The organism is Alicyclobacillus sacchari, from assembly GCF_004366795.1.
Classification (GTDB): domain Bacteria; phylum Bacillota; class Bacilli; order Alicyclobacillales; family Alicyclobacillaceae; genus Alicyclobacillus; species Alicyclobacillus sacchari.
Window position 1 is genome coordinate 110,817 of the sequence record NZ_SORF01000008.1, and the last position, 18,922, is coordinate 129,738.

Here is an 18,922-nt window from a genome sequence, read left to right on the forward strand (position 1 = left end):
GTGAGCGATTTGAGCCTGCGAGGAAAGGTGGCCCTGGTCACCGGTGCCGGGACAGGCATTGGTCGCGGTGTCTCGATTGAACTGGCGCGCCAGGGTGCACTCGTGGCCATCAACCATTTCGATCGCGCCGAAGACGCGCATACGACGCTGAAGATGGTTCACGAGGCCAACTCAGATGGCTTGATTGTCCAAGCAGACGTGGCAGAGCCCGATCAGGTCAAGGCGATGGTCGAGCAGGTTGGGGAGCGATACGGCCGTATCGACATTCTGGTCAACAATGCAGCCACCCAGCCCAATCTCGGCCTCATGGACTACGACGACGCGTCGTATGATCGCGTCATTTCGGTCAACTTGCTTGGCTATCTGAACTGCATTCAGGCTGTGGTGCCTGTCATGAAGGCCCAGAAACAAGGCAGAATCGTCTGCATGTCGTCGGTTCACGCGAAGCGTCCAACCGATTTCGATGCGGTCTACGCCATGAGCAAAGGTGGAATCAAGATGCTGGTGCGCGAAAGCGCAATCGAACTGGCGCAGTATGGAATCACGGTAAACATGATTGAGCCGGGTGCTGTGCAGGTTGGGCGCAAAAGCGGAAACCCCCGCCCCATCGTACCACCAGATCAGGTGACGGCAGAAAGTCGGCGCCGGGGTGCGCGCAAGTTCCCCTTAGGGCGCATCGGCATACCGAGTGACATCGGCCATATCGTCTGTTTTCTCGCGTCCGACGAGGCGGAGTTTATCACTGGAGCGGCGATTCGCGCAGACGGTGGCAGCATGCTGTTGTAGGGTTCACTTTCGAGAGGAGATGTACCTGATGAAGTTCAACGATCGCGACGATATCATTCAACTCACCCCCCTCTGGCAGGGCGAGCGGTTTGACGACGGCCGGCCCCGCGTTCCGGACGACATCCTGCGCAGGATGGAACGGATCACAAACGAAGAGGCGTGGGCCGTCCTCGAGCGAAATGGCTATCGCTATCAGTTCGAGGGCAATCTGCGGATGGTCCACCCCAACAAAGTGCTGGTTGGCAGGGCGGTGACTGCCGTCATGGTCCCAAAGCGCCCCGACTTGCACGATTATCTCCTGGAATACGGACAGAAAGTCGAAGGCCGCAAGGGTTTTTTTAACGTCTGGGTGATTGATACGCTCGTCGAAGACGATGTCATCGTTGTCGACATGTTCGACAAAGTGGTGGAGGGCACATTTTCCGGGGGCAATCTCTCGACGACGATTGCGACGCGCACGAAGCGTGGACAGGTCATCTATGGCGGTATTCGAGATTTGCAACAAATTCTCGAGATCGAAAACTTGCAGACCTACTACCGCGGAATTGATCCCACGCCTATTCGCGACGTGACCCTCGTCGGCATGAATGTGCCTTGCCGTATCGGCGGGGCCATTTGTATGCCAGGCGACGTGGTGCTCGGTACACCGGCCGGTGTGACGTTCATTCCGCCGCACTTGGCTGAGGAGATCTGCGTCAGTGCGGAGAAGACGCGGCTACGCGACATGTTTGGATTCGTTCGGATCCGCGAAGGCAAGTACAGCTCATCTGATATCGATGTCGCAGAGTGGGCGCCGGAAATCGAGGAGGACTTTCGGCGTTGGCGTGAAACGAACACACCTGACGATTTGCAACACCTCGTATGGGACTAGCACCGCGTGTAAGGACGGACTCCGATAAACAGCATTTCATGTGCAAACACCCCGTTTAAAGAGACGGGGTGTCAGTCTTTGGCTAGATACTGGATACGTGTATGGCGGTTATCACACACTCATTGGTTGACTTGTATCCCGGGCGGATCGAAGGCGAATCGGCGCTGTCTCTTTGAGCGTGAAGGCGATGAATCCGCTTACCGCAGCTCCAGCCGCAGCAATCCAAAGCGGCGCCTGCAACCCATAGTGATCTGCCGCGACACCCGCAATCGACGGGATGGCGGTGCCGCCAATCAGCTCCCCGACCATTTGCACAAGGCCGACAGCCGTGCCGACGTACTTTGGCGAGAGGGACTCACCTGGGACGACAACCATAAATAACGGGAAACATGCTTGCCCGGCGCATGTTAGGAAACCAATGATGGACATCACAAGCACGCTGCCATGAATCAGGGCAAGACAAACAGGTGAGAGAACGGCGACAAACGAGAATAGAACAAGCGTCGGCTTGCGGCCCCACTTGTCAGAGATATAAGGCCCCATGAACCCCCAGAAGAATGTGCCCAAACCCATGGCAGCGGTGATGATGCCCATCTCGGGACCGGTATACTTGTCATATTCAACCAAGAATGTCGGGGCAAACGTCGTAAAGGCGAACAACCAGGTCATCATCAAGGCGGCGATTGCCATTGTAATCCAGATGTTGCGTGTGCGGAAAATCACCGGATAGTCTTCGCGGCGCAGTCGGTGCTCGTGCTTCGCAAGTTGCTCTTTCGACATGCGCTTATTGGGATCTTTCATCCAGAATAAAAGGATGAAGAACATGATGAGCCCTGGAATGCCTGCGATGTAGAAACCGGCATGCCACGAATACTTGGTGGCGACGTATGTCAGGACAAGTGGGCCGATCGTCGAGCCAATAAGACCTAATGAGCTTTGCACAAATCCCATGTTAAAGCCGCGGCGTTGTTCCGAGGAATCTGCAATCACGGACGCTTGTGCAATGGGTAGCACCGGACCTTCGGAAACACCCATTAAAGCGCGGATTGACAGCATCGCACCAAAACTTTTCGCAATGCCGGACAAGAACGAGAACAGCGAAAACGCGAGCGTGATTGGCAATAATACATGTTTACGAGAGCCGATAAAGTCGGAAATGGTACCGAACACAAAACCTGAAAGCGACCAACAGATGGCGAGCACTGATACGATGAGCCCCAACTCTGCATTGTTAAACTTCAAATCCGGTCCAAGGAATGGAAACAAATAGACAACACTGAGTCGTTCCATGAAGACAAAACCGAATGTAAAAAACATCATAAGGACGACGCCATTTTCGTACCGGAAAAATGATTTTTTCGATCCATCCTCCACGTTAAACACCCTTTCCCTGCTAAATCGGTATACCCGAACCGGTATCTGCAAGCGCTTTCAGCAACGTTTAGACTCGGCCTTTTGCCGGTACCGACCCCTCTCTATGAGATAGATATTGACGATGGAAGCACACACGAAGACTGAGATGATGTGCCATAACCATACGCCCCACCGAATTTGGGAAGCAACCCTGTTGTTCCTGTATGCGGAACTGTCAGACTTCATTTTCATACAATCTAGATACAAGCCAACGGGGCTTCCACGGCACATTGAACTGGCATGGATAGCCCCGGTAACACCGATTTTCACTTGGATTTACCCTTCTATTTGCACCACTTGCGTACATCGCGAAATGCCATGCGCATGTAGACAACCGCGGCGACGATGGCCGACAGCACTGCCACCGCCGTCGTAATAAACAAACCAAACTCCCAAATCACCGGTTCACCGCTCAGCTCAGGCTGTATCGCCATCCCGTTGCCGTACGCGGCAAGGAAGTAGTTTTGCGCAAACAGCCAGACACACAGCGAAGAGAGTAAAAACAGTCCTGTAGAAATCGCAGCCACATAGCGAATTCTCATCTCGCCACCTCCATATCTAGTAGACGATACCAGCCAACTTTTCGTTTCACACATGGTCATACCTTTGTCGCCGAAATGTAACGGTGTGTTCATAAACCCTGTCATAACTCGTTTGATTCAACTTTCAAGTTCCCATAATGTTTGTGGTGAGACGCCAGTAGACCTATGAAATGCCTTCGTTTTTCATCCTGGTATAGGAGGTGTTGATGTGCTTGGTGCAGCTGCGTGGAAGCGAACCTCGGGTCGACTTTTGCTGATGACGATACTGACCGTGATCGCTGTCTTCACCTGCCGCCCCGCGCTTGTTTCAGCTCACGCATATGTCGTTCAGTCCAGCCCAACGGTGAGCCAATCGCTCCAACAATCACCCGGTGTAGTCGAAATCGAGTTCGACGAGAACGTCCAACTCATCCCCGACGGCTTGACCGTGACAAACGTGGATAACCAGCGGATCGATTTGGGCGATGGACATTTGAATCCAGTCAATCACCGCGAGATTGAGATACGCATCCCCAAACAATTGGCAAAAGGACTTTATACAATTCATTGGCAGGTGATCTCCGCTGATGGACATCTCGTGTCCGGCACCATCCCGTTTGGCATTGGCGTCGACGTGAACGCCCTACACCTAGGGGCGAGTGAAACGGGCTATACGCCAGGCGTCTGGATGGTGCTCGATCGCATTTTGCAATACGCCGGCCTGGCCCTCGCCATCGGTGGCGCGATCGGCTTGCGCCTTAGCGAGGCTGGCCTGCCACAGCTACGTCATCGTGCCAGCAAGGCACTGGTGGGCATTGGATGGCTCATGCTGGTCGTGGGTATCGGGCTCGATCTACCCTTGCAGACGGCGATCACTTGGAATGTGCACGGAGCCTCTGCCTTCTCAGCACGATATATTGAACGAACGCTGAACCTGACCGTCTTTGGCTACTTGTGGCTGGTGCAAATGCTCATTCTGCTCATCGTACCGCCGATGGTTGCGTCACTGATGCCGGCAAAAGTGCGCCATCGCACGTGGTGGATGGTATTACCACTGTTTCTCTTGCCGATCGCGATGGGATTCTCGGGCCATGCCATCGCTGAGACAAGCCCTGCCCTCCCCGTGTTCGCCATCGTCGTCCACTTGTACGCGGCATCCATCTGGGTCGGCGGCACCGCGGCGATGTTGGTGCTCATCTGGCAAGCAACCAAAGATGGCGGGTCGGCTGCAGACACGGCAGCGCGCACGACGGTATCGCGTTTCTCCAAGATAGCCCTCACGTGTGTCGCCGTCCTCGGCCTAAGCGGCCTGTATTCGGCCTTCTTGCACATCCCAACCTGGTACGCCTTGTTCCATACTGGGTATGGACGGACACTCATCGCCAAAATTGTACTCTTCATCTTGATGCTGATTTTTGCATCCGCGCATGCGCTGCGTCGCCATGCCGCGCGCGGTACGTTGCGCCTGTTCATGGGCCTGGAGTTGCTCATGAGTGTTGGTGTCTTTGCCTTGACATCGATCCTCACCAATCTGCCAACCGGCGACAACAATCCGGGTCCAGTCAATGCTGTACAAAGTGTCGACAACCTCACGATCACATTGACGATCACGCCGAACCACGTCGGTGACAATCAGTTCAGCGTGCATGTCAACGAGGCAAATGGAAAGCCGTATACGGCCATCCAGCAGGTGGAATTGTCGTTTGCCTCAAAGACTGTCAGCCAAGGCGCGGAAGAACTGCGCTTGTTGCCGCATGCCCCGGGCGTCTATGCTGCAAATGGACTTGCCTTATCAGGAGGCGGTAGATGGGATGTCTCAGTCGACATTTTGACGAGTGACTTTCACGATGTGATGACAACCTTCCCCATTCACGTTGGGCAATGACGAGGAGGAATGATGATGAGACAGAGCCTGAAGCAGCTTTTGGCGGCCACGGGCGGCGCACTAGGAACCATGGCAGCAGCAAGCACGGTCTTAGCGCACGTCGTGGTCATACCGGTGAATCCGACCCCCCCGACAGCCGGAGCATGGGAACAGTACACGATGCGCGTGCCATGCGAACGCACAGATCCGACAGTGAAAATCGTGCTCAAGATCCCGCAGGGCGTGCAATTTGACGATTACGAACCAATACCCGGATGGACCGTGTCGACGAGCCAAACTGGCGGATCACAAATCGTGACCTGGCAAGCGACAGGTAACGGCATCGCACCTGGGCAATTTATGCAATTCCCGTTCATCGCAAGCAATCCGTCTACACCGGGCAACATAGCCTGGGATGCGTACCAATACTACAAAGATGGTACCATCGTAACCTGGACGGGCCCAACAGGATCAGCGACACCGCACTCTGTTACGCAAATCTTGTCCGCAAGTCCGGCAACCTCGGCAACGTCGGACACGACGCCCGCAGGAACAAGCGGAGTGTCGGCACCGGCCGCACCAACGTGGTCAGCCGGTTGGACGATGGCGGATACCGTCATCCTGACCGTCTCCATCGTGTCGATCCTCTTGTCCGGGTTGGCTCTTGCCTTCGCTCTACGCAGAGACAACGCGAGGTAAAGTCCGTGCGGTCCTCCCTCGCGCGGACATATCGACCTGAGTCAAGCTGGCAAAGTCATGTATAGTAGTTGAACACAGATTCGCGAGGCATGAAAAAGCCCGGCCTGCAGAGCCGGGCTTGTACTTTCGGTGGAGTTACAATAAGAAAAGGCGAGTCAACAGTGCGGCAATGCATCCTGTGATGGGAATCGTGATAAGCCACGCAACCACAATCCGCCCTGCCATACCCCAATGTACCCCTTTCGGGCGTTTGGCCGCACCTGAACCCATGATGGCCGATGAGATCACGTGCGTGGAACTGACGGGCAGTTTGAGCAACGTGAAACCAAAGATAATGGCAGAACTCGTTAGATCAGATGCAAAACCGTTAATGGGCTCGATTTTGATGATTTTGGATCCTACAGTCTTAATGATTCGCCAACCGCCTGTCGCGGTACCGACGCCCATGGCGACGGCACACAAGATCTTGACCCAGAACGGAATATGCATGCTGTGCTGGTATCCGCCGGCGATCAACGCAAACGTGATCACACCCATCGTTTTCTGTGAGTCGTTCGTCCCGTGCATAAACGCCTGCGCCGCGGCTGAAAAGCACTGTAAAAAGCGGAATCCCCGATTCACGCGGTGTGGTGACATGCCGCCAAACAGCAGGCGCAAGATCCACATGATGATATAGCCAAGAATGAACGCAAAGATGGGCGACGTGATGAGCGCTTCAATAATCGAACGAAAGCCCCCGTAATTGATGGCGCCAAAGCCCGCAGCCCCCACCACGGCACCCGACAATCCGCCAATTAAGGCATGTGAAGATGAACTGGGAATACCGAAGTACCACGTGAACAGGTTCCAAAAGATAGCCGCCAACAGCGCAGCGAGCACCACCAGCATCCCGTGCTGAATCTTGAGAGGATCGGCTATTTTTCCACCAATGGTTTTCGCGACACCCGTGAACGTCAGCGCGCCAATCAAATTCATTGCCCCTGCGATGAGAACTGCGGCACGCGGTGAGAGCGCCCTTGTCGACACACTGGTCGCAATGGCGTTGGCCGTATCATGAAAGCCGTTCGTGAAGTCAAAGCACAAGGCCAAAAGCACGATGAGAACAATGACAACCAGCATCAAACGGCCACCTCTACGCGTTTTTCAGAATCACAGACTCCAAGACGTCGGCCACGTCCTCGCAGCGGTCGGTGACATTCTCGAGAATTTCGTAGATCTCCTTCAGTTTGATCAGTTCAATTGCGTCGGAACACTCGGCAAAAAGCGAGCGAAGAGCAGCGTGCAGCAACTGATCTCCGTGCTTTTCCAAAACATTCAGTTGCTTGATATGCTCGCGGATATGAAGCAGTTTGCGCTCATTCAATTTGCCAATGGCCTGAGCGATTTCCACTGCACTCGCATGAATGTCTTTCGCGAACTCGACCATCGTCGGCGTTGTCCCGTTGACGTCGTAAAGCGTAAAGCGAACACTGCACGCATGGATCCCGTCGATGATATCATCCAGTGTAACAGCGAGCGTCACAAAGTCTTCTCGCTCCAGAGGCGTGATGTATGTGTTATTCAAGAGCGAAATCAACTTGCTGATGAGATCATCACCCTTGTCCTCATACGCCTTCATCTGATTGGCCAGTGCCCCAAAGTCAGCACCCTCGGACAGCTCATTGTGAAAAGTTTTTGTAGCAACTTCGATGTTGTCAGCAATATCAACTAAATACGTAAATAATTGATCACTTCGTTTCGACACAGTTCATCCCCCATCGAGTTCAATCGTTAAGAAACTACACGACTCCAGTAAATAATCTGTTGTCTTTTTGTTAAGTTTGTGTAAAGAGCCTGTACTCCTTCGAGAAATTGCCTCGAATCGTTCACAATCCCACGGCTGACAAATTGATGTTTAGTTCAAAGGCAGTATTCCCAATTTTGTCTCCAATACATCGAAGCCCAAGATATGGCGCAGCTTGACGCAGTATGTTTTGTGAAGGTCGGGGTATTGTAAAAGCGAGGTGGTTGTGAAATGTCCCCTAAGCGCAGAAACGATTGGGCCTGGCCTGTTATCGGAGGAATTGGCGTAGGTTTAAGCACGATGTTTCTCTGCATGCCACAAAGTCGCGAAGCAATGGCGGATACAATTGAGCGGGCAATTAGCGGCGGACAACGACAGCAACGCAACCAACAGCAACAGATGCGTGGATCGCAACCATACGCACCGTAATTTCGCCAGCCACGCAAACAAAGACTACCCATCCCCAGTTGGGTAGCCTTCGTCAAAGAGGGAACACATTGAAAATACCATTATTCCGAATCTTTGTACAGACCCTATTTACCCGCAATTGATCGGGTCGTCGTCTTTGCTCGTGGACCAGCGAAAAAGTCGTGCAACACGAGCGCTGCCGAGCCGATTGCGCACGCATCGCGCCCCAGCGCCGACGCTTGCACGGCCACTTTCGCATATGGACTTACCAAACAGCGCGCAGAAATGGCCTGCTGAATCGCATCGGTGACCATACGTCCACCCTCCGCCAAGCGGTTACCCAAGATAATCATAGCTGGATTGAGTCCGTTGGTGAGATTGACGATCCCGATGCCTAAATACCGCCCTATCGTCTGAAACGCCTGCATGGCGGCCGGATCGGACGCTTGATAGCGCTGAAGGATGGCATCAAAGTCCGCATTCTCCCCCGTCAACTTGGCGTAAACGGAACATAAGCTGCGCTCCGAAGCATATAACTCCCAGCATCCTACATTGCCGCATGTGCATACTTCCCCGTGCGCGTCAATGCTCATATGCCCGAACTCCCCAGCCACGCCGTCGGCGCCCCGCATCAATTCATCGCCCACCACGATGGCCGTGCCGATGCCCGTACCCGCGCTTACATATAGCAGATTCGAGACATGCGTCGCCGCTCCATACAACTTTTCCCCAAGTGCGCCTGCATTTGCTTCGTTATCGACAAAAACAGGTTTATGCAAGCGACTTTCCAGCATCGCCTTCAGAGGAATGTTGTCCCAGTGCAAATGCGGAGCCCGTAGTACGATACCGCGCCGAAAATCCACCAAACCAGGAACACCAATACCAATCCCAATCACACCGTAGTCCGTAGCCGGAGCTTTCAACAGTGCGTCCTCAATGCAGGTCGCCAGGAACTCGAGGACATCCGCGGCTCCAGCGCGCTTGTCGATAGGATGGTCGACGGCGTACACTACGCGGGCTGCAAAATCCGTCATGACGATCCGAACATACTCCACGCCCAACTCCACGCCCATCACGCTTCCCGCGTTGGCGTTGAACAACAACATGATAGGTCTGCGTCCGACGCGCGATCGCCCCTGTCCAACCTCGAGAACGAGCCCTTCTCGGATTAACTCGTCGGTCAACGCAGACACAGTCGCCTTGTTCAACCCGGTCTCGGTCGAAATTTGGCTCCGCGAAATCGGACTTTGAAAGCGGATTCTATTCAAAACGATGTATTTGTTAATCTCTTTCATCAATGCTTGATCTGCGGTGCGATCCAAGGGTCTATCTCCTCTGCCCACTGCGTATCGGCGGCTCACACAGCCGTTGGTTTTCATTGTAGGCCAATCTGCCGACAACATCCAGAGAGGATTGCGCGCCCTGCCGATGATCCAACCGACAAGGCGCGCAAAGTCCAAGTTTTCGCTAGTCAGTGCACATCGGCAACGCCGAGTGAATGTACGAGGTGTTCACCCCTCGACTGATCTCTCGTTCTCCAATGCCGCATGCAGGCGTTTCTTCAGTAACAAGTAGCCGTAGCCACAACCGCCAACGACGATCACAGCGGGAATGAGGGTAATCTGCCAGTGGTGCACGACAAACTTCCACAATCCTCCGATCACGCCGCCAAGTGCAAGAAACGTCGCAGTCCACATAAACGACGCCATCAGGTTTAACGGGATGAAGACGCGCAGCGGAGTGCGATTGATCCCCGCAAGATACGGTACAATATCGCGCACGACGGCGATGTATTTCGCAACGATAAGAATAAGCCAGGGCTGCTTCCGAAACATGCGCTCACTGCTATTCAACCGTTTCTCTGTAAGCCCTACATATTTCCCATAGCGGACAAGCAGCGGCCGCCCGCACACTCGGCCAATCCCATAGGCAATGGTCGATCCAGCAAACGTCCCTAGGGCTGTAACGGCAATGAGCAACGCGATGTTCATGTGCAAGACCCCGCTTCGGGATAAAACACCTGTTGTCGTCAAGGCCGTCTCGCCTGGAACAACGAGAATGAAATACTCCAACATCAACATGACAAACAAGCCTAGATATCCATAATGTTCAATCAACGAAACGAGATGGATGACGGCCACCTCCACATAGAGTTGCGATCCTTTGGGACCCCTTCGACATAGTGACGGCTTACGCTCGGAAACGGTTCACAATCAACTACGCAAAACCCAATGGAGAAACTGCCATCTTGGATTGAACCAAACCTGTCGCAACCGCGTCTTTCTCCGTGTTACGATATCCGCCGATAGGAGTGAGACGATGATACATGCCGCTGCCGTCAATCCATTTGACACCCATGTATACCATATGATCAATGGAATGGCTGGACACAGCCATTTGCTTGACGACATCATGATTTTCTTTGCGAAGGACGCGTTAGAGCTCTATGCCTGTATGTTTATCGCTGCGTGGTTTGCCTTGCCAAAGCGTGACATCGAGCAGCGCAACGCGCTTGCTGTGGCAGGCTTTTCTGGAATCTTGGCGCTTGTGATCAACGTGATCATATCCCACTTCATTTGGTTCCGGCCGCGACCGTTCACGGTATTTCCGAAGGGTTCATTCACACAACTCATCACACACCCGGCTGATGCATCCTTCCCGAGCGATCACACCTCCGGATCGTGGGGATTTGCGACTGGCGTGATGGGACGTACTCCGAAGTGGATTACGATTCCGTTCACCGTTGTGGCCGTGATCGTCATGATTGCACGCATCTTCGTGGGCGTGCATTACCCGACCGATGTACTCGGGGGCGCTGTGGTTGGTATCATCGCGAGCCGCGTCATGTGGATGTTCTCGCGCCAGATCATGCCGCTTACGCGAATGGTCGCGCGCCTCTTTGGTTATGGTGTCAGGGCCAAAACCCCTGAACATGACACGCAACACTCCGCGTAAAAACACATTACAATCAAAAGCGGGCCGAAGCGGCCCGCTTTTTCTATAGTTCACCGTTATCCAAGGTGCTCGGACGCCGTCTGCCTTTGCGCATGCTCCACAACATCCAGAGCCAATGGGTCGTCACGCCGACACCGACAACCCACGCGAGGCAGAACAACAACAGTCCCACAAATGGAATATTGCAAAATGCGACCAACAGACTGACACCGACAAGGGCCACCACCCAAACCGGCCGCTGCGCCGGATCGTTCACCACCATGCGTCCAATCCAGACCGCTACGACCGCCAAGCCAACAATGGCTGCAACGGCATACAAAAAGAAACAAAGCACGGCAAACGGTATGCCCACCAACGTCGCGGCCAAAAGCGCGCAAAACGCGACGGCCCCGACGCTGACAAACAGACCTGTGAGCCCGACGCGCCGGACAGAGCGTTGCATTTCCGCTAAAGGCACGCGAATAGTTTCGCGCAAAGCCGCGGCAATCACAGTGAGCAACAGGGTTAAGACGATGCTTACAGCCAACAAACCGCCCCAGACGGCCAATGCACCGAGGCCGGTCACCAGCGCACCGCTCCAGAATGGATCCGTGAGCGATGCATGGAAGACGGTGTACACCTTTGCGCCAGGAACGGTGTGCACGGCTCCACCCAAATCCACCACCATGTCGACGCGCGACGTGGGAAGCAGCGTCACGTTGCCGTTGATCACGAGGACGTGATCCGCAATGCCCGCAATCGTGAGGTTGTGCCCGACCACAACGATATCGCCTACCGCCTGCCCCGGAGCGACTTGGGTTGTGCTCGTCCGGATGAGCCCTGCGTTCATCGTGCCTTGTGCCGCCAAAACAGACGGCGCGCTCCCGAGGCCAATGGCGATACAAAGCAGCATTCCCCACAAACTGTACAGCCACCGCCACCTCATAGCACGACCTCGCTTTTTCGCGAAGACCTGAGCACACGCGCGGTACCAAATAGCGATATGCCGAGAAGGACCAGGCTGAACGCCGCTGCCACAACCAACCACTGCTGATGCACCGCGGTCGGTATCGCCATCAAGCCGCGCATGACGGCCGACACGAAGTGAAACGCGAGCGTCACCAACGAGCCGAACGGCGACACGACGAGCCCGACAAGAGTACACAGGCCAATGATGGAACAGCACAGGTAGACGTAGATGAGGCGCCGTGACTGTACAACCTGGTGATCCTCTGCAAGCGCCGCCACCACGCGCGCCTCAAGTCCCGGGGGCGGTTCAATCGACTGGGCGTAGGCCGCGACCTGCCGTTCATCCGCCAGAAGGGCGGCCAACAAGTCCGCACAAAAAGGGCACACGGCCAAATGAGCACGAACGCGTTGCTCTTCAACCGCGCTCAACTCGCCGTCTACGTACGCAGTCAGCAACGACTCCCAATCGCGACAACGATCCATCATCCATCACCCCTCTCGCCGCCCAAAAGCCGCCGCAACTGCATGCGTGCGTGATGTAGGCGGGATCGCACCGTTCCTACGGGAATGTCTAGCACTTGGGCGATCTCGTCGTACTCGAGGCCATGAAACGCCCGCAACACGATGACCATTCGATGCTCTTCATTCAAATGAGCCAGAGCGCGATCGACATCGATCCTGGCCGCCGCCGCATCCTCCGCACCCGAAATCGCGGGACTCACTTCGTCGGTCGGCAACTGCGCCCGCCGCTGGCGGGAAGCCAACATGTCGAGTGAAACGCGCACGGCAATGCGAGCGAGCCACGTGGGAAACGTGCGATCTTCCCGCAACTGCTTCAAGGATCGGAACGCTTTGATAAACGCCTCTTGCGTTGCATCCTCTGCATCTGTTGCGTTTTGCAGCACGCCATATGCAGTCCGGTAGACAAACTGTTGATAATTGCGAACGATGTCCGCCAACGCCTCGGGTTTGCCGCGCCGCGCCTGACGAATCAGGTCGAGGTCCGCTTGCTCCAACCAAGATCACCTCCGGCGGCGACAGGCCTATACCCAACACAACAAGCCGCATGAAACGCAAATCAGCATCTCACCGGTACGGCCGTTCATTTTTACAGACAGCGTCTGTGCACATTTGGTTCATCATCAGGCTTATTCCACCTTGCCCCCGCTGGCTTTCAGCAGCCGATCGATCTCGCTGCGGCTCGGTACGGACGCCTGTGCGCCAGGCTTCGTCACCGCGATGGCGGCCGCCGCTGCCCCAAAGCGCAGCGCATATAGCACATTTTGCTCGTCAAAGGCGGCTGCAAAGGCACCGATAAACGTGTCCCCAGCTGCGGTTGTGTCGATCGCGCGCACAGGAAACGCCGGCAAGCGAATCAGTCCGTTGCGATGGTAACAAACCAAGCCTCTTGATCCAAGCGTCACCACGGTCATTCCGATGCCAGCATCCGACAGTACGCCAAGCGCCGACCAATCGCCGTCCAACCCCTGTGGTACCGTTGCGACGAACGCAGCAGCCTCCGTCTCGTTCATCACCAGAACGTCGACACCTTCAAGTGCCTTGATGTCTAGCTTGCGCACCGGTGCAGGATTGTAGCAGACACGAGTCCCGGACGCCTTTGCGATACGCATCGCCTCCTGGTTCACAGACCAAGGTACTTCATTCTGCAACAAGACCATATCGCAAGACGCCAAAACGGAAGCTGCACGCACCACGTCTGCGGGACCGAGCAACCCGTTTGCCCCCGCAGCCAATACAATGTGATTTTCTCCGTCCGCTCCGACTTCGATGATTGCCATCCCGGTCGCGCCCGGCTTGTCCGCGACATGCCCGATATCCACACCAGCACTCGCCAGAGAGTTGCGGGTAGCTTGGGCAAACGGATCGCTCCCTGTCGCGCCAATCATCCATACATCCGCACCAGCACGTGCCGCCGCGACCGCCTGGTTGGCTCCTTTGCCTCCCGGCGAATACTGCACACTACTCGCGGCCACTGTCTCCCCAGGCAAGGGAAGCTTGTCCACCGACGCAATCACGTCCATGTTGATGCTTCCCACTACTACAATTCGCATACACATCCCTCCTTAGACAACCGGCAATTGGATAACGACGCGAGTCCCAACGCCCAACTCGCTCTGCACGCAAATGTCGCCGCCAAATTCGTCTACCAGCTTTTTTACCATGAAGAGGCCGATGCCATGCCCACTCTCCTCCTCGTTTTGCTTTTCATACTTGCGAAACAGGCGTGCTACCTGTTGCTCCGTCATGCCGACCCCGTGATCGATCACGGCGAAATGCAATATTTGATCCGCAACGTGACAGCTGACCTCCACCATGCTCCCCTCGTCGCTGTACTTGATGGCGTTGCTGATGACATTCGAAAAAATGAGCTTATACCCCAAGCGGTTGCCAAGGCAGGTGACGGTCTGCGCGACGTCGACATCTGCAACCAACGCAATGTTTTGCGTGCGAGCCTTGGTCCCCATGATATGCAATACTTCGTCAAGTACAGAGCGCGGTTGTAACATCCGTTTATGCCAAATGGACTCGGCCGCGAGCATCTGCTCGGTGGTCATGATGTGGGAAATTTCGTGATCGATTACGACCGTATAATCGACGATGGTCCTCAGCTTCTTTGCCCGTTCCGGGTCAGGCTCATCGGCACTCAACATGGTGGCATACGCTTGGATGACGGTTAAAGGGTTGCGAACTTCGTGCGATACCACATGCACAAAGTCCAGCTTTTGCTTATATAAATCCATTTCAGATTCGAGTTTCGCCTGTGCGCTCAGCGAGGGGTATATGTATTGCTTCTCCCCCGCATGCTCATAAAGATTGCTGCGGATCAATTCGCGATCCGTCATCAGGTACGGATGTGTCCGCATCATTTCAATTTGTACCGAAGCCGGCACCTGATGTGCGTCATACGCGCATACTGTGAGAAAACCCAGCTCACTGACGGTGAAATCGCAGCTTGTTTCGTACCGATACAGCTTCTCCTCGATGTCCACTTCGTCCGTCCACTGCACATGCCCCCACAGGCGAACGGGGCGAGCCTGCGTGATATACGGATCGACAGCTTGATTCAAGCGGCGGTGGACATGATCAGGTCGAAAGTCGCCCGTCATCCCATAAAATCCACCGTTGTCCACATAGCAAATCGAGGTTGGCATGTCTCCATGCCGTTGTTGCCATGCTTGCGATATAGCCGACCATAAAGACGAGGATTCAATCAAGATGACATGCTGCTGTTGTTCCATCGCTGTTTCAATGAACGCGATAGCATTGGCGATATACACGTCCTGATTCATATAGAAGTACAAGACATGCGCACCATTCTCCACCTGTACATGGTGCGTTAGCGCAATGGTAGATTGCACACTCAACGGCGAATCCCCTTACCAAACGAGTTTTACTGGACGAACGCCATTGTAGCAGAATATGTGTTTATTTGGCGAAATGAGCAAGCGAGGCTGCCCTTGTCGGCTGCGCCGACAGACAGCCTCGCACTCCTCAGCAACCTCCGGGACAACCGGGATCGACAACAACGTCTTTCATTTCAGGTTTGACATAATATCTTGGTACATTGACCACGATGCGGCGGTTCACCCTGACTACAGGCTGTACAATCGGTACCTCGCGGCAGACGTAACAGTCGTGATACTCATACACAGGCGGGCAAACAATGGGTGGGCATGGTTTCATCATATGCCTTTATCCTCCTTCTCGGGTGACGATGATACAGGATACTAGGCATACAACACTTCTGTGGCGGCGTTTGCCCCGGCCCATGGCGACGAGTACCAGCTTTCGAATTTATGGAACGTTCGGCATCGACACCGCATGATCGGCGGTGTCGGAAGGGAACCAGCGAATGCCGACGCTCGGATGTGTGCCATCGCTCGCATTGTGCTGAACCAACGCCGATGGCAATGGACTATCTCCCAAATCGATCACGGTCCGTTCGGGATTGGATGTGTAGAAGGTGAGACCCCGAACTTCATCGAGCGAAGGTTGATGGGTGCCAAACACCGGATCGGAAATTTTGCGGATGTGAACGTATGTCGTGCCAAAGCGGTGCGTTACATCGTACGTGACGTACTTTTGGGCGACGTTATAGCGAAGCAGCCGGCTTGTCCGCGCGACAAGTACCTTTCCCTGATGATGATGCGCTGCCAGTAAGCGCAAGGCCGCTACCGCGTCTTTCGGAAGAACACCAGGGTAAGGCGTACCGCATAGGTGCTGCGCCACCACGGCATAGCCGTGCCGTGCTTCCAAGGCCCGCAGATGTTGCTCGGTCAGTTGTTCAGGTAACCCGTAAGGCGTCCAGTTCCAGCGGACGGCTCCTTGAGAGGTGTAGTGTTCGTTCGTGTAGCGCCAAAAGCCCCACACGCGTCGACCGTCGGCGAGTTGTAACGGAAAGATGACTGAGTCGCGTACAAACTGATTGCTCGACGTGTCCGGCCAGACAAAACGAATGCCATGGGGAATCGTGATGTCCGTGTGGTAATAAGGTGATCCAGGCACCTCACCTTGTTGATACCGATAGAACCCCGCCTGCCGATATGAGCCGAAATTGTCGACGTTCGATTTATTACCGTGGTCGGTCCAGACTTCGATGTGGTCGCCGCGATCGGCCAAAGATTTGGCTGCTGTGGCGGCGAGTGAGCGGCGAAATACGGTTGTGCGCTCATCCACGCGGCTAAAATCGCCATATGTATGCAGGGTATCCACCCAGCCACAGCGGATGTAATGATCCAACGCGTCAGCCGCGTAGAGTTGCGCCGTGACACCGCGAAAATACGTGAGCTCATTCGCCATCGGCACACGGTCGAGATCGATGAAGCTTTTATGATTATTGCCATTGAACATAAAGATCGAGTCCGCATAATCGAGACCTAAGCCGGGACCAAGGGGTGTCTGCTCAGTCGTATTGATAAAACGGTGAACCAAATTGAACTTGCGCAATGTCTCGCTGTCGGCATCCGATGAAAGGGCGAGCATGGCCTGATACGGATATGGGAATTTACGCAGGCCGTACACCTTTGGCCCTTGCCCGGTATTGTACCAGTCACTCGTTTGCAGATGACGAATGGCCTGGTTTGGGGCCGCCAGAACGTCCGAGCAAGGGAGTATGGTCGATGTGACAAGTGCGGCAAATAGGGCGAATCGGCAGTGTCGTGGTTTCATTAAATCACCCCCCGAATCTGATGTTCCCGATTCCGGGAGGCGATATGTTAGGAGAGAAAAGGGAATTGAGGAATCGCGTATGATCTTTGCATAACGTTCGTCTTTCCCTGGGCTCACCCAGGAGTCCATCCTGTCGCGGCTTTCATTCTTCAACTTTTTCGGCAATCACGGCATAATGATACGGGTTGATCCCCCAGAGTTCCGTATGGAAGCCAGCGTTCTGCATCCGTGTCGTCAGTTCAGCCCGTTCCAGTCGCTCAACGAACGGCGGCCCCATCTCCATGGGCTTCTTTTCCCATTCTATTACCATGAGTTTTCCCGACGGTTTCAACAGTCTGTCGAACTCCTCTACGGTCTTGTCCAAATCATCGACCTCGTGCAGAACAAATGCGCATAACACACGATCCATACGATGATCAGGCAAAGGCACACGTTCCGCCGGTGCGGTAACCGATCGCACATTTGTCAGTCCAGCTTCTGCCGCCCGTTTGCTCAACATATCCAGCATCTCGGGCGACACATCGACTCCATATACGGTTGTACAACGTTGAGCCATTGGAATGGTAAAGTAGCCAGGCCCACACCCTACATCTGCCACGACATGCGATTCTTGAACGTCCAATCGTTCAAGGATCGCCGTGTGTGGCAAAAGCTTTTGTCGATCCGCATTCAATAGCTTGTCGACATGTTTAGGATGAAAACGGTGTCCCATCACGCACCTCCAACGCTATTTTCACCGCCTGCTGATCAGCTGCCTGCCACATGATTCGGCCCGCTTACTGAGCCGCGTGGCTCACCGCATCCTGCAATGCAGCTTCTACTCGCCGAGCCGTTTGCATGAGATGCTCATCTGCGATTATACCCATGAGTGCGGTCGGCTTTGGAAACCCAATGACCGTCTGACCAGCATGATCGTACACGACAATTTTACATGGCAGAAAGTACCCCACCAACTCATTCTGAAGCAGTACCTCTTTGGCCTCGTGCGGATTACAAACTTCCAGAATGCGATATGGTTTCGCGAACTCAACACCCTTTTCCTGCAACTTGGACGGTATATCCATCTCCCATAAGACACCAAAACCGCGCTCCTTCAAAGCGGTTTCGAGCGCCACCACAACTTCATCTATACTTTTTCGCGTTTCGACGCAAAAATGAAAGTCCTGCACTTTCATTGCCCCCTATCCTTCCGTTGGCTTTGCTGATCACCTGCTTTTCATAAGCAAATCAATGGCTTCTTTAATCACTTGCTCAGCCGATCCGCCGCCGTTTAGTTCTTCACGAATGCATTGCTCCATATTCTCGCCCACGACGTACATGATGACCCTGTCCACCGCCGTGCGAATAGCTGTCAATTGGTTGACGACTTCTTTGCAACCCTTCTCCTGCTCCATCATGCCGATGACGCCGCGTACTTGACCCTCAATCCGCTTTAAGCGGTTTTTCATTTGATCGTTGTATTGCATCTCAACCCCACCTTACCG

Annotated in this window: 21 protein-coding genes; 5 read left to right on the forward strand and 16 right to left on the reverse strand. The window is 54.4% G+C overall.

What is annotated here, in order from left to right; genetic code table 11:
- Entirely contained in the window at positions 1-786 is a 786-nt protein-coding gene (locus C7445_RS09575; RefSeq protein WP_243835103.1) for an SDR family NAD(P)-dependent oxidoreductase, read from the forward strand.
- Positions 787-814: 28 nt separating this feature from the next.
- The gene (locus tag C7445_RS09580) at positions 815-1,657 is read left to right on the forward strand and encodes an RraA family protein (RefSeq protein ID WP_134159830.1); all 843 of its coding nucleotides are present in this window, start codon (positions 815-817) and stop codon (positions 1,655-1,657) included.
- Between the two features lie 111 nt (positions 1,658-1,768).
- Here the strand turns inward: C7445_RS09580 and C7445_RS09585 are convergent, their stop codons facing one another.
- Positions 1,769-3,040, reverse strand: a complete 1,272-nt coding sequence (locus C7445_RS09585; RefSeq protein ID WP_243835104.1) for an MFS transporter — start codon at positions 3,038-3,040, stop codon at positions 1,769-1,771.
- 314 nt (positions 3,041-3,354) lie between these two features.
- On the reverse strand, positions 3,355-3,612 hold the full coding sequence (locus C7445_RS09590) for a hypothetical protein (protein ID WP_134159831.1): 258 nt from the start codon (positions 3,610-3,612) through the stop codon (positions 3,355-3,357).
- Between the two features lie 208 nt (positions 3,613-3,820).
- On the opposite strand from C7445_RS09590, the gene C7445_RS09595 reads away from it, so the two are divergent.
- Together C7445_RS09595 and C7445_RS09600 are read left to right on the forward strand one after the other, a co-directional pair.
- Complete coding sequence (locus C7445_RS09595; protein WP_134159832.1) at positions 3,821-5,476, forward strand: copper resistance CopC/CopD family protein; 1,656 nt, start codon at positions 3,821-3,823, stop codon at positions 5,474-5,476.
- A 15-nt stretch (positions 5,477-5,491) separates the two neighbouring features.
- Positions 5,492-6,154: a DUF1775 domain-containing protein gene (locus tag C7445_RS09600; protein ID WP_243835105.1), complete on the forward strand. Its 663-nt coding sequence runs from the start codon at positions 5,492-5,494 to the stop codon at positions 6,152-6,154.
- 135 nt (positions 6,155-6,289) lie between these two features.
- On the opposite strand, the gene C7445_RS09605 is transcribed toward C7445_RS09600, so the two are convergent.
- The 4 genes from C7445_RS09605 to C7445_RS09620 all read right to left on the reverse strand — a co-directional run bounded on the left by C7445_RS09605 (position 6,290) and on the right by C7445_RS09620 (position 10,492).
- Positions 6,290-7,273 (reverse strand): inorganic phosphate transporter, encoded by a 984-nt coding sequence (locus C7445_RS09605; protein ID WP_134159834.1) that lies wholly within the window; start codon positions 7,271-7,273, stop codon positions 6,290-6,292.
- A gap of 13 nt (positions 7,274-7,286) precedes the next feature.
- The gene (locus C7445_RS09610) at positions 7,287-7,898 is read right to left on the reverse strand and encodes a DUF47 domain-containing protein (RefSeq protein WP_134159835.1); all 612 of its coding nucleotides are present in this window, start codon (positions 7,896-7,898) and stop codon (positions 7,287-7,289) included.
- A gap of 572 nt (positions 7,899-8,470) precedes the next feature.
- Entirely contained in the window at positions 8,471-9,667 is a 1,197-nt protein-coding gene (locus C7445_RS09615) for an ROK family transcriptional regulator (protein WP_243835106.1), read from the reverse strand.
- A 189-nt stretch (positions 9,668-9,856) separates the two neighbouring features.
- On the reverse strand, positions 9,857-10,492 hold the full coding sequence (locus tag C7445_RS09620) for a DedA family protein (protein ID WP_134159836.1): 636 nt from the start codon (positions 10,490-10,492) through the stop codon (positions 9,857-9,859).
- Positions 10,493-10,664: 172 nt separating this feature from the next.
- Here C7445_RS09620 and C7445_RS09625 point away from each other — a divergent pair, with 172 nt between their 5' ends.
- The gene (locus tag C7445_RS09625; protein ID WP_134159837.1) at positions 10,665-11,300 is read left to right on the forward strand and encodes an undecaprenyl-diphosphatase; all 636 of its coding nucleotides are present in this window, start codon (positions 10,665-10,667) and stop codon (positions 11,298-11,300) included.
- A gap of 43 nt (positions 11,301-11,343) precedes the next feature.
- On the opposite strand, the gene C7445_RS09630 is transcribed toward C7445_RS09625, so the two are convergent.
- The 10 genes from C7445_RS09630 to C7445_RS09675 all read right to left on the reverse strand — a co-directional run bounded on the left by C7445_RS09630 (position 11,344) and on the right by C7445_RS09675 (position 18,904).
- Positions 11,344-12,225, reverse strand: a complete 882-nt coding sequence (locus C7445_RS09630) for a hypothetical protein (protein WP_243835107.1) — start codon at positions 12,223-12,225, stop codon at positions 11,344-11,346.
- On the reverse strand, positions 12,222-12,734 hold the full coding sequence (locus C7445_RS14840) for an anti-sigma factor (protein WP_134159839.1): 513 nt from the start codon (positions 12,732-12,734) through the stop codon (positions 12,222-12,224). The genes C7445_RS09630 and C7445_RS14840 overlap by 4 nt, the downstream gene beginning before the upstream one ends.
- On the reverse strand, positions 12,731-13,264 hold the full coding sequence (locus C7445_RS09640) for an RNA polymerase sigma factor (RefSeq protein ID WP_134159840.1): 534 nt from the start codon (positions 13,262-13,264) through the stop codon (positions 12,731-12,733). Before C7445_RS09640 ends, C7445_RS14840 begins: the two co-directional genes overlap by 4 nt.
- 132 nt (positions 13,265-13,396) lie before the next feature.
- Positions 13,397-14,320 (reverse strand): ribokinase, encoded by a 924-nt coding sequence (gene rbsK / locus C7445_RS09645; RefSeq protein ID WP_134159841.1) that lies wholly within the window; start codon positions 14,318-14,320, stop codon positions 13,397-13,399.
- Positions 14,321-14,332: 12 nt separating this feature from the next.
- Positions 14,333-15,628, reverse strand: coding sequence for an MEDS domain-containing protein (locus C7445_RS09650; protein WP_243835109.1), 1,296 nt, complete (start codon positions 15,626-15,628; stop codon positions 14,333-14,335).
- Between the two features lie 133 nt (positions 15,629-15,761).
- A complete protein-coding gene (locus C7445_RS09655) occupies positions 15,762-15,956 on the reverse strand; it encodes a hypothetical protein (protein ID WP_134159843.1) in 195 nt (64 codons plus the stop codon).
- Positions 15,957-16,064: 108 nt separating this feature from the next.
- Positions 16,065-17,438, reverse strand: a complete 1,374-nt coding sequence (locus C7445_RS09660) for a hypothetical protein (RefSeq protein WP_243835108.1) — start codon at positions 17,436-17,438, stop codon at positions 16,065-16,067.
- A gap of 142 nt (positions 17,439-17,580) precedes the next feature.
- On the reverse strand, positions 17,581-18,150 hold the full coding sequence (locus C7445_RS09665; RefSeq protein ID WP_134159844.1) for a class I SAM-dependent methyltransferase: 570 nt from the start codon (positions 18,148-18,150) through the stop codon (positions 17,581-17,583).
- Between the two features lie 64 nt (positions 18,151-18,214).
- Complete coding sequence (locus tag C7445_RS09670; protein ID WP_134159845.1) at positions 18,215-18,607, reverse strand: DUF302 domain-containing protein; 393 nt, start codon at positions 18,605-18,607, stop codon at positions 18,215-18,217.
- Positions 18,608-18,643: 36 nt separating this feature from the next.
- Positions 18,644-18,904 carry a metal-sensitive transcriptional regulator gene (locus tag C7445_RS09675; protein WP_006446971.1) on the reverse strand — a complete coding sequence of 87 codons (261 nt, stop codon included), beginning with the start codon at positions 18,902-18,904 and terminating at the stop codon, positions 18,644-18,646.
- Positions 18,905-18,922 lie beyond the last annotated feature (18 nt).